Origin of the sequence: Pseudomonas sp. NyZ480 (assembly GCF_029537255.1) — a bacterium.
Classification (GTDB): Bacteria; Pseudomonadota; Gammaproteobacteria; order Pseudomonadales; family Pseudomonadaceae; genus Aquipseudomonas; species Aquipseudomonas taiwanensis.
This window is the reverse complement of sequence record NZ_CP120626.1, coordinates 2,146,248-2,170,648: the sequence shown is the minus strand read 5'-3', so window position 1 is coordinate 2,170,648 and position 24,401 is coordinate 2,146,248. Positions and strand designations below refer to the sequence as shown.

Below are 24,401 nucleotides of genomic sequence, written 5' to 3'. Positions count from 1 at the left end.
CTTGCAGCGCGTCCCCCGGACTGTCAGTCGGCGAACGTCGGTTTCTGTTTGCTCATGTGCGCCGCCACGGCCACGCGCAGGTCTTCGGACTGCAGCATGGCGGCGTTCCAGGTAGCGATGTATTCAAGGCCATCGTCGATGCGATGGTCGCGCATGTAGCTGAGCATCTCCTTGGTGCCGGCCACGGCGATCGGCGATTTTGCGGCAATCTCGCGGGCGATGGCAAAGACACCGTCCAGCAGCGCGGCCTGATCATCATAGACCCGGTTTACCAGGCCGATGCGCAGCGCCTCGTCGGCATCGACCATGCGACCGGTGAAGGCCAGCTCACGCATCATGCCGTCGCCGATGATACGTGGCAAACGTTGCAACGTACCGACGTCTGCCGCCATGCCCATGTCGATTTCCTTGATCGAGAACTGCGCATCCTGGCTGCAGTAGCGCATGTCGCACGCCGACACCAGGTCGATGGCGCCGCCGATGCAGTACCCTTGGATCGCTGCCAGCACCGGCTTGCGGCAGTTGTCGACGGCGTTGAACGAGGCTTGCAGGCGCAGGATGGTGCGCCGCAGCAAACGGGCATTGCGCCCCACGTCCTTGCCCATCTGCCCGGCCAGCGAGGCGAGCATCATCAGGTCGATGCCGGAGGAGAAATGTTTGCCCGCGCCACTGATGACCACCGCCCGCACTGCATCGGTGTCGTCGATCCACTGGAAGATGTCGACGATCTCTTCCCAGAAGGCAGCATTCATCGCGTTGATCTTCTCGGGACGATTGATCTGCACATGGGCGATGTTGTCGGTCTGCTCGACCTTGAACGCGTTGTAGTCGGTCACGGGCGGTACTCCTTGAGGGGAAAGGTTCACAGCGCTGGATGTTAACCCAGCCCTGTGGCCGCACTTGTGCCAAAAACGGGACTCCATGCCTTGCCTAACGGCAGCTGATGCGGCACCGTGCGCCATCGCTGAATCATAAGGAAACATATTCATGTCCCGCTCCCTGACGGGCGCGCTTGCCCAGAGTTTTCTGGGCCAGTCGCCGCGCTGGTACAAGGCCGTCATCTGCCTGTTCCTGGTGCTGAACCCAGTGCTGCTGTTCACGGCTGGCCCGGTGGCCGCTGGCTGGCTACTGGTCGTCGAATTCATCTTCACCCTGGGCATGGCGCTCAAGTGCTACCCGCTGATGCCCGGCGGCCTGCTGCTGATCGAAGCATTGCTGGTGGGGATGACAACGCCCCAGGCATTGTACGAGGAGTTACAGCACAACTTCCCAGTGATCCTGCTGCTGATGTTCATGGTGGCGGGCATCCACTTCATGAAAGAGCTGCTGCTGTACCTGTTCTCGCGGATTCTGCTGGGCGTGCATTCCAAAGCCGTGCTGGCCTTGCTGTTCTGTGTGCTGTCGGCATTCCTCTCGGCCTTCCTCGACGCACTGACCGTGACGGCGGTGATCATCAGCGCCGCCGTGGGCTTTTACGCGGTGTATCACCGCGTCGCTTCGGGCGCCAACCCTCGTGAGGAAAGCGCGCTGGACAGTGACCAAGAGGTCGCCCAGTTGCACCGCGAAGACCTCGACCAATTCCGCGCCTTCCTGCGCAGCCTGCTGATGCACGGCGCGGTCGGCACGGCCCTGGGCGGCGTTTGTACCTTGGTAGGCGAGCCGCAGAACCTGCTGATCGGCCATGAAATGGGTTGGCACTTCGCCGACTTCTTCTTCAATGTCGCACCCGTGTCGCTCCCCGTGCTGGGTGCAGGACTGGTTACCTGCGTACTGCTGGAAAAACTGCGCCTATTCGGTTACGGCGTGTTGATGCCAGCACCGGTGCGCCATGTGCTGGCCGCCTATGCCGCCGAAGATGATGCCGCCCGAACCCCGGCGCAACGCCTCGCCCTGCTGGTACAGGGCCTCGCCGCGTTGATCCTGATCATCAGCCTGGGCCTGCACATCGCCGAAGTCGGCCTGATCGGCCTGCTGGTAATCGTGCTTATCACCGCCTTTACCGGCATCACCGACGAGCATCGCCTGGGCCGAGCCTTCCAGGACGCCATGCCCTTCACGGCCCTGCTGGTGGTGTTCTTCGCGGTGGTCGCGGTCATCCATGACCAACAGCTGTTCAGCCCGCTGATCGCCTGGGTGCTGGCGCTGCCTGCCGAGCAGCAGCCGGGCATGCTGTACCTCGCCAACGGCCTGCTCTCAGCGATCAGCGACAACGTGTTCGTCGCCACCATCTACATCACCGAGGTCAAGCAAGCCTTCCTCGACGGCGCCATGAGCCGCGAACATTTCGAAACCCTGGCGGTGGCGATCAACACCGGTACCAACCTGCCCAGCGTGGCTACACCCAATGGGCAGGCGGCCTTTTTGTTCCTGCTGACCTCGGCGATCGCACCACTGATTCGACTGTCGTATGGGCGGATGGTGTGGATGGCGCTGCCCTACACCGTGGTGATGGGCGGGCTGGGCTGGTGGGCGGTTACCTACTGGTTGTGAGGCGGCTATCCTGACCCAATCGACGACAAGTCGGCTGTAGCGGGACCTGCACCGGTATCCCGTACGCGACGTGCGTACGGGTGCGGTGGATACCTGCGTATGCTGTTCAACGGCGTACAACTTTTGCCTCGCCCCCGCATCGAATGACAGGTGAGCCCTTTCTACGCGAAACGGAGATGACCCATGGCAACACGCACGCCCCTGCTGCTTTCCTGCCTGACCCTGGCGCTGGCCCTGACCGGCTGCGCAGGCTCCAGCGACGATCAACGCCCCCCTCCCACTACCCAGCAGGTCGACCTGCAACGCTACCAGGGCACCTGGTACGAACTGGCTCGGTTGCCGATGTTCTTCCAGCGCAACTGCGTACAATCCGAGGCACATTACGGTCTGCGCGAAGATGGCCGGATCGACGTGACCAACCGCTGCAAGGAAAACGACGGCCAGTGGAACGAAGCCAAAGGCATCGCCGAAGCGCAGCAGCCTGGCAAGACCGACAAGCTGTGGGTGACTTTCGACAACTGGTTCAGCCGCCTGGCGCCGGGACTGACCAAGGGCGATTACTGGGTGCTGTACCACGACCAGGACTATCGCGTTGCCTTGGTGGGTCACCCGAACCGGGAATACCTGTGGCTGCTGTCACGCACACCGACGGTCACCGAGCAAACGCGCGAACAAATGCTTTCGATCGCCCGCAATCAAGGCTATGACACCAGCAAGCTGATCTGGCGCCAGGAAACGTCGACGCCCTGACCCAGCCGAGCTAAGGTGTAAGCCCACCCCCTTCGGAGCCAACCTCTTGGACCTGCTGTTTCTGGGCACCTCTTCCGGGGTGCCCACCAAGACCCGTAATGTCAGCGCCACCGCCGTGATCGAAGCCAGTGGTCGCCACTGGTACCTGGTCGATTGCGGCGAAGGCACCCAGCACCAATTGCTGCATACACCGCTGTCGATACGCGACCTGCGCGGCATTTTCATCACCCATGTGCACGGTGACCATTGCTTTGGCCTTCCAGGCCTGCTGGCCAGCGCCGGCATGAGCGGTCGCACCGAACCCTTGGACCTGGTGCTGCCTCACGCGCTGCATGACTGGATCCGCCTGAGCCTGGCGGCCAGTGAAACCTACCTGCCGTTCGAGCTGCGCCTGCTGGCGGTCGAGAGCCTGGCCGACTGGTGCAGCGAAACCCTTCAGGTGAACACCGTGCAACTGTCGCACCGTGTGCCTAGCGTCGGTTTCGTGTTCACCGAGCTGAACCCAGAGCCACGCCTGGATGTACAGCGCCTGGACGCCGAGGGTATCCCCCGTGGCCCCTTGTGGGGCGAGCTGGCCCAGGGCCTTTCGGTGGAATTCGACGGACGAGTGCTGCATGGCCACGACTACCTGCGGGCGTCCCGTCCTGCGCGAAAGCTCATCGTCTGCGGCGACAACGATAACCCTGAGCTTTTGGCCGAGGTGGCCAGAAACGCGGATGTGCTGGTGCACGAAGCCACCTTCACCCAAGCGATCATCGCGCGCAACGGGGTAACGTACGGCCACAGCACCGCAGCTGCGGTCGCACGCTTTGCCGCGCAGGCTGGCGTGCGCAACCTGGTGCTGACCCATTTCAGCGCCCGCTACCAGTCCAACCCCCAGCGCAGCCCGTGTATCGACGATGTGCACGAGGAAGCCCAGGCGTACTACGGTGGCAACCTGACCCTCGCGCGGGATCTGCAGCGCTACCACATCGGGCGTGATGGCTGCCTGCACGCCGTTTGACGCCGCGCCTACAGGCAAGACGCAACACCTGTAGGGGCCGGGCTGCCGGTGACAAGTCCGGCACGCTTCCTAGGCTGCCAACTTCCCTTTGGCAATCGCTTCAGACGCCGCCAGCATGGCCCGCAACAGCACCGCGCACCCGGCCGCCAGGTCCTCTGGCGCGGCGTTCTCGATCTCGTTATGGCTGATGCCGTTCTCGCACGGCACGAAGATCATCCCCGCCGGCCCCAGCTCGGCGAGGAAGATCGCGTCATGCCCGGCGCCACTGACGATGTCCATGTGCGACAGGCCCAAGGCACCTGCCGACTCGCGCACGGCATCGACGCAGGTGGGGTCGAAGTACAACGCCGGGAAGTCCGCCGTCGGGACCAGCTCATAGCTAAGACCGTGCTTGGCGCAAGTGGCCTCGATCACTGCGCGCACGTCGGCGATCATCGAATCCAGGCGCTCGCTTTCAAGGTGACGGAAGTCCAGGGTCATGCGCACCTCCCCCGGAATGACGTTGCGCGACCCCGGGTACGCCTGCAGGCACCCGACCGTGCCACAAGCATGCGGCTGGTGCCCGAGCGCGGCACGGTTGACCGCCTCGACCACGGCGGCGGCGCCTACCAGGGCATCCTTACGCAAGTGCATGGGGGTCGGGCCAGCATGGGCCTCGACGCCACGCAAAGTCAGGTCGAACCACTTCTGTCCCAGTGCGCCCAGCACCACGCCGATGGTCTTGGCCTGGTCTTCGAGAATCGGTCCCTGCTCGATATGCGCTTCGAAATAAGCGCCGACCGTATGGCCCAGCACCGCACGCTCACCTGCGTAGCCGATGCCACTCAACGCCTCACCGACAGTCACCCCCTGGGCATCGCGCTTGGCCAGGGTTTCCTCCAGGGTGAACTTACCGGCGAACACCCCAGAGCCCATCATGCAGGGCGCGAAGCGTGAACCTTCCTCGTTGGTCCACACCACCACCTCAAGCGGCGCCTCGGTTTCCACCCCCAAGTCATTGAGGGTGCGGATCACTTCTAGCCCGGCCATCACTCCGAAGCAACCATCGAACTTGCCGCCGGTGGGCTGGGTGTCGATATGGCTGCCGGTCATCACGGGCGGCAATGCGGGGTTGCGGCCGGGCCTGCGGGCGAAGATGTTGCCGACCTTATCGACACTGACGCTACACCCCGCGGCTTCGCACCATTTGACGAACAGGTCACGGGCCTGGCGGTCGAGGTCGGTCAGGGCCAGGCGGCAGACGCCGCCCTTGGCGGTGGCACCGAGGCGCGCGAGGTCCATCAGCGACTGCCAGAGGCGTTCGCTGTTGACGTGGCGTTCGGACGGTTTCAAGACGAAGCTCATGGGGTTGTCTCCTCAGGCGTTCTTGTTGTCTGCAATCATCATCGAAGTCGCGCTGTTGCCATCGCCGCAAGCGGGCGATGAAGCCAGCACACGTCTTACGGCAATGGCTTGGCCAGCCGCGCCGCTCCACGCACCGCCACACCACCGAGCACGTAATACAACACGCCGCCCAGCAGCGACCCGGTGAACCAGCCGTAGTCATAGAACCAGCTGAAGCTGCTGTTGCCGATCGCCATCACGGTCAGCGCCACCGGCAGCGCGAAGGCGGCGAAGCCTGCCCAGTTCCAGGCCGGATACACGTCGTCGCGGTACAGTCCGGCGAGGTCCAGACGCTGACGACGGATCAGGAAATAGTCCACGACCATGATTCCGGCAATCGGCCCCAGCAGACTGGAGTAACCCAGCAACCAGTTGGAATAGATACTTTCCAGGCTCACATCCGAGACGATCCATCCTAGCTTTTTCAGCAGCTCGTGGCCCATCAGTGCCAGGCCGATGAATCCGGTAAGCCAGACTGCGCGGCTTCGCCCGATCAGGCGTGGCGCGATGTTCTGGAAGTCGTTGGTCGGTGAGACGATGTTCGCCGCCGTGTTGGTCGACAACGTGGCGATCACGATCAGCGCCATGGCCAGTGCCACCCAGCCCGGACTCTGGATCTTGCCGATCAGGCTCACGGGGTCGGACACCGTCTCACCCACCAGCGAGGCCGATGCCGCGGTCATCACCACGCCCAACGAGGCGAACAGGAACATGGTCAGGGGCAAGCCAAGGATCTGCCCGAGAATCTGGTCTTTCTGGCTTTTGGCGTACCGACTGAAGTCAGGAATGTTCAACGAGAGTGTGGCCCAGAACCCCACCATGGCGGTGAGCCCTGCGCAGAAGTAGCTGGCCATGCTAGCCCCTTCCGGGCGTTTGGGCGGCTGAGCCAGCAGCTCGGTCATCGACATGTGTGGCAAGGCCCAGAACAGCAAACCGAAGCCCACCGCTACCAGCAAGGGGGCCGAGAGGGTTTCCAGCCACTTGATCGACTCCGCACCGCGCAACACTACCCACAGGTTGAGCACCCAGAAGATCATGAAGCCGATCACCTCGCCGGTGCCGCCCAGGGCCTTCCAGCCTTCGAACATCGAGCCCAGGAACAGGTGAATCGCCAACCCGCCGAACATGGTCTGGATACCGAACCAGCCACAGGCCACCACTGCGCGAATCAGGCACGGCACATTGGAGCCGATGATGCCGAACGAGGAACGCAGCAGAACCGGAAAAGGAATGCCGTACTTGGTGCCAGCGAAGGCGTTGAGTGTCAGCGGGATCAACACGATCACGTTGGCCAATAGGATGGCCAGCAACGCTTCGCCCACGCTCAGGCCAAAATAGGCAGTGAGCACCCCGCCGAGGGTGTAGGTAGGCACGCAGATGGACATGCCCACCCACAACGCCGTGATGTGCCATTTGTTCCAGGTGCGCTGATGCACTTTGGTCGGTGCGATATCGTGGTTGTAGCGGGGGCTGTCGAGGACGTCGCTGCCGGCGGACAGCTCGAACAACCCGTCCTGTTCGATCACTTCCGATCTGCTCTGTTGCATGGGGCTCTCCAGGTTCTTTTTCTAGTTGTCGCTCATCGGGCTAACGCGATGGCCGGAGCACACACACCACCAGTACTGCACCTCCGGCCCGGCCAGGCGGTCGCGGCCAACGCAGTTCAACAACCGTGCCGGGTTGGCCAAGGCCGCCCCGTTTGGTCGCCGCCGACCGGAGGTAACTCACTGACTTGCAAGCGTATTCATCAATACCGACGACAGCGCTATGGCCATCACCTGCCTGCCGTACACCTGGCGTGTCCAACGCCCAGGGTTTCAATCTGGTGCGGCCTGGAAAAACAGCGGCCCCCCTGCGCCGGCAGGACAATCATCAAGCAGCTGATTTTGCATAGAAAATCTTGACCAATTTCGCTTCCTGTCAAGTGCGTCAAAATGGTGAGAGACCGTTCCATTTTGGTGATTTGTGATTTTATTCTTTATTTTTCAAGCACTTAATTTGGTTATAAGTTCATAAACTTTTTTCTTGATCATTCTCTGATCAGCATCTAGATTCCATTCTTGTCAGGCCTGACAGGATTGCATCGCAACCTCCAGCCACTGGCATCAAAACTTCAAGAACCGGCGTTCGACCGGTCAGCCTGCGAGGAAAACGGCATGTCCCTGTTGATCCGTGGTGCCACCGTGGTTACCCACGAAGAAAGTTTTTCCGCTGATGTCCTGTGTGCCGAGGGTTTGATCCGCGCCATTGGCCAGAACCTCGACGTCCCCACCGATTGCGAAGTCCTCGACGGCAGTGGCCAGTACCTGATGCCAGGCGGTATCGACCCACATACCCATATGCAATTGCCCTTCATGGGCACCGTGGCCAGCGAGGACTTCTTCAGCGGCACCGCTGCGGGGCTGGCCGGCGGCACCACCTCGATCATCGACTTCGTCATCCCCAACCCTCAGCAGTCGTTGCTGGATGCTTTCCACACCTGGCGCGGTTGGGCGCAGAAGTCTGCCGCCGACTATGGCTTCCATGTCGCCATCACCTGGTGGAGCGAACAGGTGGCCGAGGAGATGGGCGAGCTGGTGGCCAAGCACGGGGTGAACAGCTTCAAGCACTTCATGGCCTACAAGAACGCGATCATGGCCGCCGACGACACCTTGGTCGCCAGCTTCGAGCGCTGCCTGCAGTTGGGCGCGGTACCTACGGTGCATGCCGAGAATGGCGAGCTGGTCTATCACCTGCAGCAGAAACTGCTCGCCCAAGGCATGACCGGGCCTGAAGCGCATCCGCTGTCGCGCCCTTCCCAGGTCGAAGGCGAAGCCGCCAGCCGGGCCATCCGCATTGCCGAGACCCTCGGCACGCCGCTGTACCTGGTCCATGTGTCCTGCAAGGAAGCGCTGGACGAAATCACCTACGCACGGGCCAAGGGTCAACCGGTATACGGCGAAGTGCTGCCCGGCCACCTGCTGATCGATGACAGCGTCTACCGTCACCCGGACTGGGCCACCGCGGCCGGGCACGTGATGAGCCCTCCCTTCCGCCCACGCGAACACCAGGAAGCGCTGTGGCGAGGCCTTCAGTCGGGCAGCATTCATACCACCGCTACCGACCACTGCTGCTTCTGCGCCGAACAGAAAGCCATGGGACGCAACGACTTCAGTCGAATTCCAAACGGGACCGCGGGCATCGAAGACCGCATGGCCGTACTGTGGGATGCCGGCGTCAACAGCGGGCGGCTGTCGATGCATGAGTTCGTCGCGCTCACATCCACCAACACCGCGAAGATCTTCAACCTGTTTCCGCGCAAGGGCGCCATCCGCGTCGGTGCCGATGCCGACCTGGTGCTGTGGGACCCACAAGGCACCCGCACGATCTCGGCGCAGACCCACCACCAGCGGGTGGACTTCAACATCTTCGAAGGCCGCACCGTGCGGGGCATACCCAGCCACACCATCAGCCAGGGCCGTGTGTTGTGGGCCGATGGCGACCTGCGTGCGGAACCCGGCGCGGGCCGTTACGTGGAACGTCCACCCTACCCCTCGGTGTACGAGGTGCTGGAGCGACGCGCCGAACAACAGCGCCCGACGCCCGTCCAGCGATAGTGCTGTTGAGGCTGCTACGCAGCCCATCGCCGGCACACCGGCTCCTGCATAGACCGCATCCACTTCAAGGTCATCCATGGACCTACAGGAGCCGGCTTGCCGGCGATTGAGCCACACCCAATAAAATCAAAGAGGCTACAACCGTGATCGACGCCCTGAAGCACTTGCCGCGCCCCCGGGCCGGCGCCGACCAACTGGCCGAGCAGTTCACCGACCTCGCGCCGCCGCTCACCCCGCGCCAGGCTGCCGTGGAAAGCGCCCGCTGCCTGTATTGCTACGACGCCCCCTGCGTCAACGCCTGCCCCAGCGAGATCGACATCCCTTCGTTCATCCACCGCATCAGCGATGAAAACCTGCAAGGTGCCGCCGAGCGTATTCTCTCGGCCAACATCCTGGGGGGCAGCTGCGCCCGCGTCTGCCCTACCGAAATCCTCTGCCAGCAAGCCTGTGTGCGCAACAATGCCCAGGAGTGCGCACCGGTCCTGATCGGCCAGCTGCAACGCTACGCCCTGGACAACGCACAGTTCACTGAGCACCCGTTCAGCCGCTCCCCATCCACCGGCAAGCGTATTGCCGTCGTAGGCGCTGGCCCCGCCGGGCTGTCGTGTGCCCATCGCCTGGCCATGCATGGCCATGATGTGGTGGTGTTCGAGGCCAGTGAAAAAGCCGGTGGCCTGAATGAATACGGCATCGCCCGTTACAAGCTGGTGGATGACTATGCCCAGCGCGAGGTGGCGTTCCTGCTGGGCATCGGTGGCATCGAGATTCGCCACGGCCAACGCCTGGGCAGCAACCTCAGCCTCGCCGAACTGCGCGACCAGTATGACGCCGTGTTCCTCGGCCTGGGCCTTGGTGCCGTGCGCCAGCTCGGCCTGGCCGACGAAGAAGCCGCCGGCTTGCTGGCCGCCACTGAATACATCCGCGAACTGCGCCAGGCCGATGACCTCTCGCAACTGCCGCTGGCCGACCGCTGCCTGGTGATTGGCGCTGGTAACACAGCCATCGACATGGCCGTGCAAATGAGCCGGCTGGGCGCACGCGACGTCAATCTGGTCTATCGCCGTGGCCATGCCGACATGGGCGCCACTGGCCACGAGCAGGACATTGCCAAGGCCAACCAGGTGCGCCTGCACACCTGGGCACGCCCGGATGCCGTCCTGCTGGACGATGACGGCCGTGTGCGCGGTATGCGTTTCGCCCGCACGCACCTGCAGGAGGGTCGCCTGACCGACACGGGCGAAACCTTCGAGCTGGCTGCCGACGCCATCTTCAAAGCCATCGGCCAGTCCTTCGACGAAGCCTGCCTCGGCGACCCGCTGGCCGCACAACTGGACCGCGACGGCGAGCGGATTCGCGTCGATGCGCACCTCCGGACCAGCCTGCCGGGCGTATACGCCGGTGGCGACTGCACCAACCTGGGCCAGGATCTGACCGTCCAGGCCGTACAACACGGCAAGCTGGCCGCCGAAGCCATCCATGCCCAACTCATGCTCAACGTGGAGGCTGCGTAAATGGCCGACTTGTCCATCGTATTCGCCGGCATCAAGGCCCCAAACCCTTTCTGGCTGGCTTCCGCGCCGCCCACCGACAAGGCCTACAACGTCGTGCGCGCCTTCGAAGCGGGCTGGGGCGGTGTGGTCTGGAAAACCCTGGGCGAAGACCCAGCGGCGGTCAACGTGTCGTCGCGCTATTCGGCGCACTATGGCGCCAACCGTACCGTACAGGGCATCAATAACATCGAGCTGATCACCGACCGTTCGCTGGAGATCAACCTGCGGGAAATCACCCAGGTGAAGAAGGACTGGCCCGACCGCGCGCTGATCGTCTCGCTGATGGTGCCGTGCGTGGAAGAGTCGTGGAAATTCATCTTGCCGCTGGTCGAAGCCACGGGGGCCGACGGCATCGAGTTGAACTTCGGCTGCCCCCATGGCATGCCGGAGCGCGGCATGGGCGCAGCCGTCGGCCAAGTGCCTGAGTACGTGGAGATGGTCACCCGCTGGTGCAAGACGCACTGCTCGCTGCCGGTGATCGTCAAGCTGACCCCCAACATCACCGACATTCGCCAATCGGCGCGCGCTGCCCATCGCGGGGGCGCCGATGCGGTGTCGTTGATCAACACCATCAACTCGATCACCAGCGTCGACCTGGACCGCATGGTCGCCCACCCCATCGTCGGCGACCAAAGCACCCACGGAGGCTACTGTGGGTCGGCGGTCAAACCCATTGCCCTGAACATGGTCGCCGAGATCGCCCGCGACCCTGAAACCCGCGGGCTACCGATCTGCGGCATCGGCGGGATCGGCAACTGGCGCGACGCGGCCGAGTTCATCGCGCTGGGCAGCGGTGCGGTGCAAGTGTGCACGGCGGCGATGCTGCATGGTTTTCGCATCGTCGAGGACATGAAGGACGGACTGGCGCGCTGGATGGACCAGCATGGTTACCAGAATCTGGAGACTTTCCGCGGCTTGGCGGTGGGGCATACCACGGACTGGAAATACCTCGACATGAACTACAAGTCGGTGGCGCACATCGACCAGGATGCCTGTATCGGGTGCGGACGCTGCCATATCGCCTGCGAGGATACCTCGCACCAGGCGATCGCCAGCACGTTGAAGGAGGACGCAACGCACAGCTACAGCGTGATCGAAGAGGAATGCGTGGGCTGTAACCTGTGCCAGATCACCTGCCCGGTGGAGCACTGCATCGAAATGGTGGCGCAGGATACCGGCAAGCCGTACATGAACTGGACGCAGGACCCACGCAACCCCTATCGCGAAGCCAGCTGACCCACTCGGACAGAGGCTTCTGAGGGCCACATCGCCAGCAAGCCGGCGCCTACAGGTGTGTAGCGATCCCTGTACGGGCAGGCTTGCCGGCGATCCGCGTCACGGCTCCAGGCCGATTCCGCGCAGGATCACACAGGTCACCGTCTGCACCGCACTTTCGAATGCCAGGTCCGACAGCGGCTCCCCGCCATTGAGCAGGGCCACCTGGTAACCGAAGTCGGCATAGTGCTGGGTCGCCGCCCAGATCATGTACAACAGCGCCGATGGCTCCACCGCCAGGATGCGCCCCTCCTCCACCCAACGGCGGATCTTCGCCTCCTTGAGCTGCGCCCAGGGCACCAGGATTTCATCCAGGCTAGCCCCCAACAGCGGCGCGCCATGCAGCATTTCTTCGGCCCAGATCTTCGAACCCAACGGACGGGTACGCGAATGGCCCATCTTGGCGCGGATGTAACTGGTGAGCACCACCCGGGGGTCATCGAAGCTTTCGAAGCACAGCGCATCCTGCTTCCACACGTCCAGCAGGTCCTGCAATACCGCGCGGTACAGGTCGTCCTTGGTGCTGAAGTAATAGTGCAGATTGGAGCGCGGCAGTTCGGCCTGCTCGGCAATGTCACCCATGGAAGTTGCGCCGAATCCCTTCTCAGCGAACACTTTCTCGGCCGCCTGCAGAATCTTCTCTACATTGCGCCGACGGATTTCGATCTTGTGGTTGGCCATGGCCTGTCCAAAACGCCTGAAACCTGTCAAGGCTAACAGGTTTGCAGGGAATGCAGGCAGCCGTTGTGCGGCTTCATGCTGTGATGGCCTGGACCTTGGCGCTATAGGGGGCCAGCGGTCGGTCAACCCAGCGTGTGCCACTCACGCTTGTCCCGGGCCAACAGCTCGTTGCCCGCTTCAGGGCCATCCTCGCCCGCCGGGTATGCATGCACTTCACCGTCCGTGGCCCAGGCGTCGAGAAACGGCTGCACCGCGCGCCAGCCGTTCTCGATGTTGTCGGCGCGCTGGAACAAGGTCTGGTCGCCGGTCAGGCAATCGTAGATCAGCGTCTCGTAGCCGGTGGCCGGGGTCATCTTGAAGAAATCCTTGTAGGCGAACCCGAGCTCGACGTTCTCCATCACCAGTTCCGGCCCAGGGCGCTTGGCCTGCAGGTCGAACCACATGCCTTCGTTAGGCTGGATCTGGATCTTCAGGTAGTTGGGCTTCGGCCGCTCCAGCTCGGACTCGCGAAACTGAGCATAGGGTGCAGGCTTGAAGCAGATGGCGATCTCGGTATCACGCACGCTCATGCGCTTGCCGGTACGCAGGTAGAACGGCACACCGGCCCAACGCCAATTGTCGATCATCACCTTCAGCGCGACGTAGGTCTCGGTCTGGCTGTCTTCGGCAACATTGGGCTCCTGGCGGTAACCGGGCAGGCGCTTGCGGCCCTGTTTGCCAGCGGTGTACTGGCCGCGCACCGAATTCTTCAACGCAAGCTTCGTCGACCAGGGCCGAATGGCGCCAATGACCTTGGCCTTCTCGCTGCGCACGGCGTCGGCGCCGAAGGCTGCCGGCGGCTCCATCGCGACCATCGCCAACAGCTGGAACAAGTGGTTGGGCACCATGTCGCGCAGTGCGCCGGTATGGTCGTAGAACGCCCCCCGGGTTTCGACGCCGACGGTCTCCGCCGCCGTGATCTGTACGTGGTCGATGTAGTGGTTGTTCCAGAACGACTCGAACAGGCCGTTGGAGAAGCGGCTGACCAGAATGTTCTGCACCGTTTCCTTGCCCAGGTAGTGGTCGATGCGGTAGATCTGCCGCTCGCTCATCACTTTGAGCAAGCAGGCGTTCAAGGCTTCGGCGCTGGCCAGGTCGGTGCCGAACGGCTTTTCCACCACCACCCGGCGAAAGCCCCCTGCGCGCTCGTCAAGCAGTCCGGCCTCACCCAAGCGCTGGGCCACTTCAGGAAAGAATCGTGGCGAAGTGGCCAGGTAGAAGATCGCGTTGCCATGACTGGTCTTGTCGATGCGTTTGGTCAGGGCGGTGTAGGTGGCCGGATCGAGAAAATCGCCGGTCTGGTAATCCAGCGACTTGGCCAGACGCTGCCAGCGCTTTTCGTCCAGGCACTGGGGGTCGCGTTCGAGCATGAAGCGGTGCAGGCGCTCGGCGAAGTCTTCTGCGCTGGCCGGGTTGTGGTCGACGCCAACGATGCGCAGGTTACGGTCGAGCAACCCGTCGCGGCTGAGGTTGTACAGCGCCGGCATCAGCAGGCGCTTGACCAGGTCGCCGTTGGCGCCGAACAGAAACAGGGTGCAAGGGGGGGCAGCAGGAATGGTCGGTCTGGTCATTCGCCTTTCTTCTCGATGTGGCCACCGAAACCCAGGCGCATGGCAGACAGGATCTTGTCGCCATAAGTCCCCTGCTGCTGGCGTGAACGGAAGCGGGCGAACAGCGCGCTGGAGAGCACCGGCACCGGCACGGCCTGCTCGACGGCGGCGTCGATGGTCCAGCGCCCTTCGCCGCTGTCGGACACCGAGCCACTGAACTGCGCGAGCTGCGGATCGGCAACCAACGCATCGGCGGTGAGGTCAAGCAGCCAGGAGGTGACGACGCTGCCGCGGCGCCAGACTTCGGCGATTTCAGCCACATCGAGGTCGAAGCGCTGCTCTTCTGGCAGCTCATTGCCGCCCTTGCTGCGCAGCAGGTCGAAGCCCTCGGCGTAGGCTTGCATCAGCCCATATTCGATGCCGTTGTGGATCATCTTCACGTAGTGCCCGGCGCCGGGCGGGCCTGCATGGATGTAGCCGTGCTCGGCACGCTGGTACTCACCACTGCGCCCCTGGGTACGCGGGATGTCGCCGACACCGGGCGCCAGGGCCTTGAACAGCGGCTCGAGGCGCTCGAACACCTCTTTTTCACCGCCGATCATCATGCAGTAGCCACGCTCAAGGCCCCACACGCCACCCGAGGTGCCGACATCCAGGTAATGCAGCCCACGCTTGGCAAGTTCGGCGGCGCGGCGTACATCGTCCTTGTAGAACGTATTGCCGCCGTCGATGATCGCATCCCCCGGCTCAAGCATGTCGGCCAGTTGGGCGATGGTCTGCTCGGTCGGCTCGCCCGCAGGCAGCATTACCCATACTGCGCGGGGTGCCTTCAGCTTCTGTACCAGTGCGCCGAGGTCGTGCGCGCCTTGCGCGCCCTCCCCCTCCAGTGCCGTAATGGCTTCACGGTTGCGGTCGTTGACCACGGTGCGATGCCCTGCGCGCATCAGCCGTCTTGCGATATTGCCGCCCATGCGGCCCAGCCCGACGATTCCCAGTTGCATGTGCCGACGCTCCCCTTAGAAATGGATGACAAGGCGGTTCAGGTGTTCAGATTAGTCCAGCGCTCCGCCATGAGGTTCACCGACGAACGGCGCGACAACCATAAACAAAAAAGTTCCCAACGCGGCAGAAAGAATTCAGAATGCGCGCCGCGCGAGCGTCTACGCTTAAAACGTCACTAGCCAATTGCGAGGTGTGCAATGGGTACCTTGATGCCTGCTACTCCCGTCCAGACCCTATATGTAAGCGTCCGCCGCGACGAACTGGCTCGCTTGAAAGAAGAACGCGACCAACTCAAGCAGCAGGTGGCCCTGCTGAACCTGCAACTGGCACAAAGCCGCAACGGTGGCAAAGCCGTCAGCGTCTGATTGAACCCTGTCGTGGGGGCTCTCCTGGCTCCCACTCTGCTTCACATCGTGCTTTATACGCCCGCCTACACCCTCCCCATGACGCACCAAAACGGTGCGAGGTGCTATTTGCCGACACATCATGTCGCACGCACTTCTGGCCCCTGCCCCACCCTGGAACACACCATTCACATCCTGTCACATACGCCAACGTTTGCGTCTAACGCGCGTCATAACGAAAGTGACCGACGGGTCACCTTTTTATCTCCCTGTCTCCTACACTCTGATTTCGGCCCGCCATTTGCTGTGTAGAAAAGCGACGGAAAAAAAGTCGAACTTTCTGAAAAGGCGGCGGGTCATGGAGTAAACAGGCCATTGCAAAGGGACTTCCCACGCTAAGGCTTACCCACCCCATTCAGTCAAACGCTTTCGGCCGGAATGCCGATCGCGCAGTGCCTGCGCGCACGACTCAGGGGCAAGGACTGCACTACGAAGAAACGCATTCAGAGAGAACCAGCACGACATAACGCAAAGGGTGCCAGCACCCGACCAAACATAGGGACGGAGAGAAGTATGATCAGTGCCGCTGTCGAACCTCATGTAGATTCATTCAAACCGGACAATCGCGAGCCGCTTACCCCGGACTTCGCCACGACAGCCAAGGCACCTGGCGCCCAGCGCCAGCACAATCCCAACAAGCGCAAGATCCTGTTCGTCACCTCGGAAATCGCCGACCTGGTCAAGACCGGCGGGTTGGGCGACGTGTCCGCGGCACTGCCTCGGGCGCTTGCTCACCTGCATGATGTCCGGGTACTGATCCCCGGCTACCGCCAGGTGATGGAGAGCGACAACCCCATTCACATCGTTGGCGAATTGGGCGGTCACGCGGCCCTGCCGCCGTGCAAGATCGGCCGCATGGACTTGGCCGACGGGCTGGTCATTTATGTGCTGATCTGCCCCGAACTGTATCAGCGCGACGGCACACCCTATGGTGCCAACAACGGCCGCGACTGGCCTGACAACCACATCCGCTTCGCCCGCCTGGGCCTGGCCGCAGCCGAGATCGCTGCCGGCGAAGGCATGATCCACTGGAAGCCCGAGGTGGTCCATGCCCATGACTGGCCGGCCGGCCTTGCTCCCGCCTACATGCACTGGCGCGGGCTCAACACGCCGACCCTGTTCACCATCCACAACCTCGCCTATCAAGGGGTCTACAGCCGCGGTTGCAGCCCGGAACTGGCGATCCCCGAGCACGCCATGCAGCAGGAAGGCATGGAGTTCTACGGCAAGCTGTCGTTCCTCAAGGCAGGCCTTGCCTATTCCAGCCATATCACCACGGTCAGTGCCACCTACGCCCGGGAAATCACCACCCCCGAATTCGGTTGCGGCCTGGATGGCTTCCTCGCCAGCAAGGCCCAGCAAGGCCTGCTCGGCGGCATCCCCAACGGCATCGACGAAAGCTGGGACTCGGCCACCGACAAGTACCTGCAGCACAACTTCAGCATCAACGACTGGGACGGCAAGGCGCGCAATGCCCAAGAGGTACGTGAGCTGTTCGGGCTGGCACCGTCCGAAGGCCCACTGTTCGCCGTGGTTTCGCGGCTGGTGTACCAGAAAGGTCTGGACCTGACCCTGGGCGTCGCCGACTACATCGTCGAACAGGGCGGGCAGATCGCGATCATCGGCCGTGGCGAGCCCGAAGAAGAGCAAGCCATGCGTGAGTTGGCCCTGCGCCACCCCGGCCGTATCGGCGTGCGCATCGGCTTCAACGAAACCGATGCCCGGCGCATGTTCGCCGGCAGCGACTTCCTGCTCATGCCCTCTCGCTATGAGCCCTGTGGCCTGAGCCAGATGTACGCTCAGCGCTTCGGCTCGCTGCCAGTGGCACGCAATACGGGCGGGCTGGCCGACACCATCGAAAACGGTGTCACCGGTTTCCTGTTCGACGAGTCGACGGTCGAGAGCTACCGCGAAGCCTTGAGCCGAGCCTTTTATGTCTACGGCAAACCGGACCTGCTCAATGCCATGCGCTGCCTGTCAATGACCCAACCGTTCAACTGGTGCCAGGCGGTGGAACCCTACGCCCGCCTCTACGAGGACTTGGTCAAACAGGCACAGTTCAGCCACTAGAGCGGAGGCCGAAGATGCACAGGCATGGCGCACACCTGCTGGACGCCACGTCGGCGCGCTTCGCCCTCTGGGCGCCGGATGCGCGCTGCGTGAGCCTTCAACTGGAGCAACAGCCGGCGATCGAGCTACTGCCGGAAAACGACGGCTGGTACACCGGGGTTGCCCAGTGCCAGGCCGGTGACCGTTATCGCTATTGTATCGACGGCGAGCAATGGGTAGCCGACCCGGCATCACGCTACCAGCCCGAGGGGGTCGACGGCCCTAGCCAACTGGTGGATACGCACGCCTATGATTGGCAGCACCCCTGGCAGGGTCGACCATGGCACGAGGCCGTGATCCAGGAATTGCACGTGGGTGTGCTCGATGGCTATGCCGGGGTTGCCCGGCAGCTGCCGCGCCTGGCACAGCTGGGTATCAGCGCCATCGAGCTGATGCCCCTCGGGCAGTTCCCCGGCACGCGCAATTGGGGCTACGACGGCGTGTTCCCCTACGCCCCCCAGCACAGCTATGGCAGCCCAGAGCAACTGTGCGCGCTGGTCGACCAGGCCCACGGCCAGGGGCTGATGGTACTGGTGGATGTGGTCTACAACCACTTCGGCCCCCACGGCAATTACCTGCACCACTATGCCAGCCCATTCTTCCGCGAGGACAAACACACCCCCTGGGGCGCGGCCATCGACTTCCGTCGCCCCGAGGTGCGGGAGTTCTTCATTCAGAATGCACTGATGTGGGTGTGCGACTACCGCTGCGATGGCCTGCGCCTGGATGCGGTGCACGCCATCGACCACCCCGACTTCCTGCGCGAGTTGGCACAACGGGTGCGCGCAGCCGTCTCCCCCGGCCGGCATGTCTGGCTGGTGCTGGAGAACGAGCACAACCAGGCTTTCCTGCTGGAACAAGGCTTCGATGCGCAGTGGAACGACGACGGCCACAATGCCCTGCATGTACTGCTGACGGGTGAAACCGAAGGCTACTATGCCGACTACCAGCACCGCCCGATCGAACAGTTGGCACGCTGCCTGACAGAAGGCTTCGTGTTCCAGGGCCAGGCCAACCGCCACGGCACCCCACGGGGCGAGCCCAGCGGGCACCTGGCGCCCACCTCGTTCGTGCTGTTCCTGCAGAACCATGATCAGGTCGGCAACCGCGCCCTCGGCGAGCGCCTGAGCCGGCTCTGCCCGCCTGCGGCCTTACGCGCCGCCACCGCCCTGTTACTGATGGCACCGATGATTCCGCTGCTGTTCATGGGCGACGACGACGGCAGTTGCCGGCCGTTCCTGTTCTTCACTGATTTTCACGACGAACTGGCCGATGCCGTGCGCGAGGGCCGGCGCAACGAGTTCGCCCACTTCGCTGCATTCACCCAGCCGCAATCACGCGAGCAGATCCCCGACCCCAATGCGCCAGACACCTTCGACGCTTCCCGGCCTCTGGCCAAGGAAGTGCTCGCCGGCTGGCACGGTCTTTACCAGCACCTGCTCGACCTGCGCCACCGCTACATCATCCCGCAGCTACCTGGTTGCCGTGCGCTGGGTGCCGAGGTGCTCGGCGAAAAAGCCCTCACCGCCCGCTGGCGCCTGGGCAATGGCAACACCCTGCGTATCGACCTGAACCTGGCCGACACCGCCCAACCGGTCGGACTGCCCGGCTTCGAACAACGCGTGTTCGACACCAGCGACAGTGCCCACCCCGATTCCCACCTGGCCGCCTACAGCTGCGTGGTCAGCCTGCTCACACCTGGTCAGGAGCGCCCATGAGCGATACCCCACTGCACCGCCTGGCTGCCCGCGTCGGTCTGGCCCGCGACTGGATCGACGCCAACGCCAGGCCCCAGCAGGTCAGCGACGATGTGCTGCGCAACGTGCTCGAAGCCCTGGGCCACTGCGCCCAGGACGATGCCGCTGTCCTGGCCAGCCTGCGGGCCGTGGAAGCAGCCGAAGACAGCGAGCACCTACCGCCGCTGCTGACTGCCGACGTCGGCCAGCCGTTGCCACTGCAACGCTACTTCAGCGCCGCAACCCAGGCCCATTGCACCTTGGAGGATGGCAGCCAGCGCCTGCTGACCCTGGACGCCCAGGCCCGCCTGCCCGGTGACCTGCCCATCGGCTATCACACCGTGGACATCGACAGCCGCAGCTTCACCCTGGCTGTGGCACCGCTGCGCTGCCATAGCCTGGACGAGGCCGTGACGCAACCGCCGCCACGCTGCTGGGGCCTGGCCGTGCAGCTTTACAGCCTGCGCCGCGACGGCGACGGTGGCTTCGGTGACTGCCTGGCCCTTGAGCAACTCGCTCGCAGCGCCGCCGAACGCGGTGCCGATGCCCTGGCCATCAGTCCGGTTCATGCACTCTCGGCCATCGACCAGGAGCACTACAGCCCCTACTCGCCATCCAGCCGATTGTTGCTCAACACCCTGTATTCAAGCCCCGCCGCACTGCTCGGCGAGCGCGCCGTGCGCATGGCCATCGAGGCCTGCGGCCTTGAACACATCCTGGAAGACCTGGAACAAGGCCCTCTGGTCGACTGGCCCCGCGCAGCCGATGCCCATGAACGTCTGCTGCAAGCCCTGTATCGGGATTTCAGCCAGAGCGATCACCCGCTGCGCGAGGACTTCGACAGTTTCCGCGCCGCCGGTGGCCAGGCGCTGGAGCACCACTGCCGCTTCGAAGTGCTACAGATCCAGGCCAAGGCACGAGGTCTGGGCGCTGACTGGCGAGCCTGGCCAAGAGCCTGGCACGACCCTTATCACCCTGAAGTCGAGGCGTTCGCCGACGCCCATCAGGCCGAGGTCGAGTTCCAGGCATTTTGCCAATGGCTGACCGAGCGCGGCCTGCAACGCGTCCAGGCCGCGGCCCGCAGCAATGGCATGGCGATAGGTTTGATCGCCGACCTGGCGGTGGGTGCCGACGGGGCCGGCAGCCAGGCCTGGAGCCGCCAGGACGAACTGCTGGCCGACCTCAAGGTGGGTGCTCCGCCCGACATCCTGAACCGCTCGGGGCAGGACTGGGGCATCTGCGCCTTTTCCCCCGAGGGCCTCAAGCGCAATGGCTATCGCGCCTTCATTGAGATGCTGCGAGCCAACCTGGCCCATGCCGGCGGCCTGCGCATCGACCACGTGATGGGGCTACGCCGCTTGTGGCTGATTCCGCGAGGTGCCAAGCCAACCGAAGGGGCCTACCTCCAATACCCAGTGGACGACCTGCTGCGCTTGCTGGCTCTGGAATCGGTACGCCATCGCGCGATCATTCTTGGCGAAGACCTCGGCACCGTCCCTGATGGCTTGCGCGAACGACTGGCCGCAAAAGCCATACTCGGCATGCGTGTGCTGCCGTTCGAACAGACATCGACGGGGCACTTCAAAGCGATCCTCGACTGGCCGGACAACGCGCTGGCCACCACCGGCACCCACGACCTGGCACCTCTGGCCGGCTGGCTGGAAAGCCGCGACATCGACTGGAACCACCGCCTGCAATTGATCGACGCTGCCACCGAACTGCACTGGCGCCATGAGCGACAGAAAGAACAAGCCGGCCTGCGCCACATCCTCGAGGCCAACTACGGTTCCTTGAAAGACAACGCCGCCATCATCGACGCCGCCATCCGCTTCGTTGGCCACACCCGCGCACCGCTGGTCCTGGTGCCCCTCGAAGACCTGCTCGGCAGCGACGAACAGCCCAACTTGCCGGGCACCACTCACAGCCACCCCAATTGGCGCCGTCGCTTTGCCCAGCCCGTTGGCAAATTGCTCGACGATGAAGATGCCTCCCGTCGCCTGGAGCTACTGGCCCAGGCGCGCGAACAAGCCTGGGAGCGTGACCGATGAAGCCATTGACCGCCACCCAGCGCCTGCAATTTCACAGTGACTTCACCCTTGACCATGCGGTGCCGCTGGTGCCGTATTTCGCCCGGCTTGGCATCAGCCACCTCTACGCTTCCCCCCTCCTCAAGGCACGCGCCGGCTCACGTCATGGGTACGACGTGGTCGACCCCACCTGCGTGAACCCCGAACTGGGTGGCGAGGCCGCCCTTGAGCGCTTGGTGAGCGCGTTGCGCCAGCACGGCATGGGACTGATCGTGGACACCGTTTCCAACCACATGGCCGTCGGCGGGGCCGACAACCCTTGGTGGCAGAGCCTCCTGGCCTGGGGACGGCGCAGCCCGTATGCCGAATTCTTCGACATCCAGTGGCACTCCAGCGACCCGCTACTGGCCGGGCAACTGTTGCTGCCCTTCCTCGGCAACGACTATGGGCTGGCACTGAAGAACGGCGAAATACCGCTGACCTTCGATGATCAGCACGGTGTGCTGCATATCGCCCACTACGACCACCGTTTCCCGATCTGCCCGGTGGACTATGGCCGGGTCCTCTCACAGAGTCCTGACCCCCAGTTGCAGGCCCTGGCCCCACGCTTCGCCGCCCTGCACCTGGCTGACGAGCCCCTGCACGCTGCCCTGCCCTTGCAGGCAGAACTGGCACGCTGCGTCGCCGATGGTGCCGACCTGGCATCCGCGCTGCAGGCCTTCGATAGCCGCAGCACAGCGGGTTTCAAGCACCTGCACGCGCTGCTCGAACGCCAGACCTACCGCCTGGCCAGTTGGCGAACCGCCGCCGACGACATCAACTGGCGGCGCTTTTTCGACATCAACGAACTGGGCGGCCTGCGGGTCGAGCGTGCCGTGGTGTTCGAGGCTACCCACGCCAAGCTGTTCGAGCTGATCGAGCGCGGTTTGGTCGATGGCCTGCGCATCGACCATATCGACGGCCTGGCCGATCCGCGCCAGTACTGCCGCAAGCTGCGCAGGCGGGTCGATCGTCTGCTGGCACGGCGCCCCGTGAACGCGGCAGTCGAGCATTTCCCGATCTACGTGGAAAAAATTCTCGGCGCCGGCGAGCACCTGCATCGCGACTGGCTGACCGACGGCACCACCGGCTACGAGTTCATGAACCAGGTGTCGCTGCTGCAGCACGCCCCCGCTGGCGAGGCGCCGCTTAGCGAGTTGTGGTCGAGCATCAGCGAACGCCCCGACTTCCCCGAGGAGGTCCGCCAGGCGCGGCACCTGGTGCTCAATGCCAGCCTGGCCGGCGACTGCGAGTCGGTGGCCCAAGCCCTCCTTCAGGTCGCCCGCGACGACCTGATGACCCGCGACCTGACTTTAGGCGCGATCCGCCGCGCCGTGCAGGCGCTGGTCGCGCATTACCCAGTCTACCGCACGTACTTCAACGCCTGCGGGCGCCCGGCCGAAGACGAAGCTTTCTTCCAGCAGGCGCTGGCCGGTGCCCGCCAGGACCTCGGCGAAGCCGACTGGCCGCTGCTGGCGCAGCTCGAACAATGGCTGGGCGGCCAGCCCTGGCGGCACCTGCCTGCGGGCAAGCCACGCAAACACCTGCGCCATGCCTGCGTGCGCTTCCAGCAACTCACCGCCCCCAGCGCCGCCAAGGCGGTGGAAGACACCGCCTTCTACCGCAGCGGCCGCCTGCTGTCGCGCAACGATGTAGGCTTCGAGGCCGAACGGTTCTGTGCCGATGCAGCCGAGTTCCACAGCCAGGCCCAACGCCGGCTGCACCACTACCCCGACAACCTGCTGACGACCGCCACCCATGACCACAAACGTGGCGAGGACTGCCGCGCGCGCCTGGCCGTGCTCAGCGAGCGCGCGCCCTGGCTGGCCAGCCGCGTCGAGCACTGGCGCGAACTCGCCGCCCCATTGCGCGAGTCGCTGGAGGACGGCCTGGCCCCTAGTCCCGGCGATGAGTTGCTGCTATTCCAGACGCTGCTGGGCAGTTGGCCACTGGAGCTCGACTTGCACGACGATGCCGCGCTGCGCAGCTATGCCGAGCGTATCCGTCAGTGGCAGCAGAAAGCGCTGCGCGAGGCCAAGCTTCGCAGCAGCTGGAATGCGCCGAACACAGCCTACGAAACGGCCTGTGCAGCCTACGTCGATAGCCTGCTGCTGGACCGCCAGAACCAGCAGCTGCGCCAGTCGCTGGCCGACGCGGTGCGCCTGATCGCCTGCCCTGGCGCTCTCAACGGCCTGGTACAAACGCTGTTGCGCATGACCGTGCCCGGCGTGCCCGACCTGTACCAAGGCAACGAGTACTGGGATTTCAGCCTGGTCGACCCGGACAACCGCCGCCCCGTGGACTACGCTTGCAGGCGTCGCACCCTGGACGCTGCCACACCGCTCGACGCGCTGCTCATGCACTGGCGTGACGGACGTATCAAGCAGGCGCTGGTGTCGCAGGTATTGGATTGCCGTCAGGCACACTCCGCGCTGTTCCGTCGCGGAGCCTACCTGCCGTTGACCGTGCAGGGCCGACATGCCGACAAGGTCGTGGCCTTCGCCCGCCTGGGCGAAGATGAACGCGCCATCGTGATTGCCCCACGCCTTGCCAGCAGCCTGCTTGGCGATGCCCCTACACCGTTGATCCCAGCGCAGAACTGGGACGACACCCGGCTGATCCTGCCGTTTGCCTTGTCGCCTGCCAATACGACGGGACTTTTCACCACCGGTGCGGTCAGCCCTTGTAAGGAGCTGATGTTGAACAGCGTACTGGCGAAGTTTCCGGTCAATCTGTTGATACAACAATCTTGAACATCAGGAGCGTA

17 protein-coding genes are annotated in these 24,401 nt (G+C 63.7%); 11 read left to right on the top strand and 6 right to left on the bottom strand.

Annotated features, from left to right (window positions below):
- Window positions 1-23 precede the first annotated feature (23 nt).
- Window positions 24-836, bottom strand: a complete 813-nt coding sequence (locus P3R38_RS09960) for a crotonase/enoyl-CoA hydratase family protein (RefSeq protein ID WP_277687098.1) — start codon at window positions 834-836, stop codon at window positions 24-26.
- Between the two features lie 151 nt (window positions 837-987).
- Here P3R38_RS09960 and nhaB point away from each other — a divergent pair, with 151 nt between their 5' ends.
- The 3 genes from nhaB (at window position 988) to P3R38_RS09945 (ending at window position 4,243) form a co-directional block, all read left to right on the top strand.
- On the top strand, window positions 988-2,490 hold the full coding sequence (nhaB, locus tag P3R38_RS09955; RefSeq protein ID WP_023380029.1) for a sodium/proton antiporter NhaB: 1,503 nt from the start codon (window positions 988-990) through the stop codon (window positions 2,488-2,490).
- Window positions 2,491-2,673: 183 nt separating this feature from the next.
- The gene (locus P3R38_RS09950; protein ID WP_023380028.1) at window positions 2,674-3,240 is read left to right on the top strand and encodes a lipocalin family protein; all 567 of its coding nucleotides are present in this window, start codon (window positions 2,674-2,676) and stop codon (window positions 3,238-3,240) included.
- A 46-nt stretch (window positions 3,241-3,286) separates the two neighbouring features.
- A complete protein-coding gene (locus P3R38_RS09945; RefSeq protein ID WP_023380027.1) occupies window positions 3,287-4,243 on the top strand; it encodes a ribonuclease Z in 957 nt (318 codons plus the stop codon).
- 69 nt (window positions 4,244-4,312) lie between these two features.
- Here P3R38_RS09945 and P3R38_RS09940 read toward each other — a convergent pair whose 3' ends face one another.
- The gene (locus P3R38_RS09940; protein WP_023380026.1) at window positions 4,313-5,587 is read right to left on the bottom strand and encodes a Zn-dependent hydrolase; all 1,275 of its coding nucleotides are present in this window, start codon (window positions 5,585-5,587) and stop codon (window positions 4,313-4,315) included.
- 95 nt (window positions 5,588-5,682) lie between these two features.
- Window positions 5,683-7,173, bottom strand: a complete 1,491-nt coding sequence (locus tag P3R38_RS09935) for an NCS1 family nucleobase:cation symporter-1 (protein ID WP_023380025.1) — start codon at window positions 7,171-7,173, stop codon at window positions 5,683-5,685.
- 609 nt (window positions 7,174-7,782) lie between these two features.
- On the opposite strand from P3R38_RS09935, the gene hydA reads away from it, so the two are divergent.
- The 3 genes from hydA to preA all read left to right on the top strand — a co-directional run bounded on the left by hydA (window position 7,783) and on the right by preA (window position 12,008).
- The gene (gene hydA / locus P3R38_RS09930) at window positions 7,783-9,222 is read left to right on the top strand and encodes a dihydropyrimidinase (protein ID WP_023380024.1); all 1,440 of its coding nucleotides are present in this window, start codon (window positions 7,783-7,785) and stop codon (window positions 9,220-9,222) included.
- A 143-nt stretch (window positions 9,223-9,365) separates the two neighbouring features.
- Window positions 9,366-10,733, top strand: coding sequence for an NAD(P)-dependent oxidoreductase (locus P3R38_RS09925; RefSeq protein WP_023380023.1), 1,368 nt, complete (start codon window positions 9,366-9,368; stop codon window positions 10,731-10,733).
- Window positions 10,734-12,008: an NAD-dependent dihydropyrimidine dehydrogenase subunit PreA gene (gene preA, locus P3R38_RS09920; RefSeq protein WP_023380022.1), complete on the top strand. Its 1,275-nt coding sequence runs from the start codon at window positions 10,734-10,736 to the stop codon at window positions 12,006-12,008. It begins immediately after the preceding gene.
- A 99-nt stretch (window positions 12,009-12,107) separates the two neighbouring features.
- Here the strand turns inward: preA and P3R38_RS09915 are convergent, their stop codons facing one another.
- The 3 genes from P3R38_RS09915 to gnd all read right to left on the bottom strand — a co-directional run bounded on the left by P3R38_RS09915 (window position 12,108) and on the right by gnd (window position 15,318).
- Complete coding sequence (locus tag P3R38_RS09915; protein WP_023380021.1) at window positions 12,108-12,728, bottom strand: TetR/AcrR family transcriptional regulator; 621 nt, start codon at window positions 12,726-12,728, stop codon at window positions 12,108-12,110.
- Between the two features lie 122 nt (window positions 12,729-12,850).
- On the bottom strand, window positions 12,851-14,338 hold the full coding sequence (gene zwf, locus P3R38_RS09910) for a glucose-6-phosphate dehydrogenase (protein ID WP_023380020.1): 1,488 nt from the start codon (window positions 14,336-14,338) through the stop codon (window positions 12,851-12,853).
- Window positions 14,335-15,318, bottom strand: coding sequence for a phosphogluconate dehydrogenase (NAD(+)-dependent, decarboxylating) (gene gnd, locus P3R38_RS09905; RefSeq protein ID WP_023380019.1), 984 nt, complete (start codon window positions 15,316-15,318; stop codon window positions 14,335-14,337). The genes zwf and gnd overlap by 4 nt, the downstream gene beginning before the upstream one ends.
- A 198-nt stretch (window positions 15,319-15,516) precedes the next feature.
- Between gnd and P3R38_RS09900 the strand changes: the two genes are divergently transcribed.
- The 5 genes from P3R38_RS09900 (at window position 15,517) to P3R38_RS09880 (ending at window position 24,387) form a co-directional block, all read left to right on the top strand.
- Window positions 15,517-15,684: a DUF6026 family protein gene (locus P3R38_RS09900; protein WP_023380018.1), complete on the top strand. Its 168-nt coding sequence runs from the start codon at window positions 15,517-15,519 to the stop codon at window positions 15,682-15,684.
- A gap of 552 nt (window positions 15,685-16,236) precedes the next feature.
- A complete protein-coding gene (gene glgA, locus P3R38_RS09895) occupies window positions 16,237-17,793 on the top strand; it encodes a glycogen synthase GlgA (RefSeq protein ID WP_023380017.1) in 1,557 nt (518 codons plus the stop codon).
- 14 nt (window positions 17,794-17,807) lie between these two features.
- Window positions 17,808-19,550, top strand: a complete 1,743-nt coding sequence (treZ, locus tag P3R38_RS09890) for a malto-oligosyltrehalose trehalohydrolase (RefSeq protein WP_277687097.1) — start codon at window positions 17,808-17,810, stop codon at window positions 19,548-19,550.
- Window positions 19,547-21,616 (top strand): 4-alpha-glucanotransferase, encoded by a 2,070-nt coding sequence (gene malQ / locus P3R38_RS09885; RefSeq protein ID WP_104881922.1) that lies wholly within the window; start codon window positions 19,547-19,549, stop codon window positions 21,614-21,616. Before treZ ends, malQ begins: the two co-directional genes overlap by 4 nt.
- Entirely contained in the window at window positions 21,613-24,387 is a 2,775-nt protein-coding gene (locus P3R38_RS09880) for a malto-oligosyltrehalose synthase (protein WP_277687096.1), read from the top strand. The genes malQ and P3R38_RS09880 overlap by 4 nt, the downstream gene beginning before the upstream one ends.
- The last annotated feature ends 14 nt before the right edge of the window (window positions 24,388-24,401 follow it).

Bases quoted from the DNA above. Each gene is read 5' to 3' on its own strand.
- glgA (WP_023380017.1), top strand. From the start codon at position 16,237: ATGATCAGTGCCGCTGTCGAACCTCATGTAGATTCATTCAAACCGGAC.
- P3R38_RS09935 (WP_023380025.1), bottom strand. From the start codon at position 7,173: ATGCAACAGAGCAGATCGGAAGTGATCGAACAGGACGGGTTGTTCGAG.
- P3R38_RS09900 (WP_023380018.1), top strand. From the start codon at position 15,517: ATGGGTACCTTGATGCCTGCTACTCCCGTCCAGACCCTATATGTAAGC.
- preA (WP_023380022.1), top strand. From the start codon at position 10,734: ATGGCCGACTTGTCCATCGTATTCGCCGGCATCAAGGCCCCAAACCCT.
- P3R38_RS09950 (WP_023380028.1), top strand. From the start codon at position 2,674: ATGGCAACACGCACGCCCCTGCTGCTTTCCTGCCTGACCCTGGCGCTG.
- nhaB (WP_023380029.1), top strand. From the start codon at position 988: ATGTCCCGCTCCCTGACGGGCGCGCTTGCCCAGAGTTTTCTGGGCCAG.
- P3R38_RS09915 (WP_023380021.1), bottom strand. From the start codon at position 12,728: ATGGCCAACCACAAGATCGAAATCCGTCGGCGCAATGTAGAGAAGATT.
- hydA (WP_023380024.1), top strand. From the start codon at position 7,783: ATGTCCCTGTTGATCCGTGGTGCCACCGTGGTTACCCACGAAGAAAGT.
- zwf (WP_023380020.1), bottom strand. From the start codon at position 14,338: ATGACCAGACCGACCATTCCTGCTGCCCCCCCTTGCACCCTGTTTCTG.
- treZ (WP_277687097.1), top strand. From the start codon at position 17,808: ATGCACAGGCATGGCGCACACCTGCTGGACGCCACGTCGGCGCGCTTC.
- gnd (WP_023380019.1), bottom strand. From the start codon at position 15,318: ATGCAACTGGGAATCGTCGGGCTGGGCCGCATGGGCGGCAATATCGCA.
- P3R38_RS09940 (WP_023380026.1), bottom strand. From the start codon at position 5,587: ATGAGCTTCGTCTTGAAACCGTCCGAACGCCACGTCAACAGCGAACGC.
- P3R38_RS09880 (WP_277687096.1), top strand. From the start codon at position 21,613: ATGAAGCCATTGACCGCCACCCAGCGCCTGCAATTTCACAGTGACTTC.
- malQ (WP_104881922.1), top strand. From the start codon at position 19,547: ATGAGCGATACCCCACTGCACCGCCTGGCTGCCCGCGTCGGTCTGGCC.